Here is a 349-nt window from a genome sequence, read left to right as displayed (position 1 = left end):
GTCTGGGATCGGCAGTTGCTGCAACGCGCTGGTGTGGGTCAGCAGCAACTGCGCGCGGCTGTCCTGCATCATGTACAGCAGGCGATCACGTGGGTATTCGATGTCCAGCGGCACGTAGACGCCACCGGCTTTCATCACCGCGAGGAACGCCACCATGATTTCGGCACTGCGCGGCATGGCGATAGCCACGCGCACTTCGGGACCAACGCCACGGGCGATCAACGCATGGGCCAGACGGTTGGCCTGGCGGTCCAGCTCGCCGTAGGTCAGGGTTTGTGCGTCGAACTTCACTGCCACGGCATCGGGGGTTTCGCGGGCGCGGTCGGCCACCAACTCGTGCACTAGGCGC

At 65.0% G+C, this 349-nt stretch carries 1 protein-coding gene; it reads right to left on the bottom strand.

What is annotated here, in order from left to right:
• Positions 1–349: AMP-binding protein (locus ODQ19_RS28070; protein ID WP_330211845.1), on the bottom strand; the 349-nt coding region annotated here is incomplete at both ends.

It is taken from the genome of Pseudomonas sp. AM4(2022) (assembly GCF_036346515.1).
Taxonomy (GTDB): Bacteria; Pseudomonadota; Gammaproteobacteria; order Pseudomonadales; family Pseudomonadaceae; genus Aquipseudomonas; species Aquipseudomonas paracarnis.
Note: the sequence above shows the minus strand (reverse complement) of the source record. Positions and strands in the feature narration are given on the sequence as shown.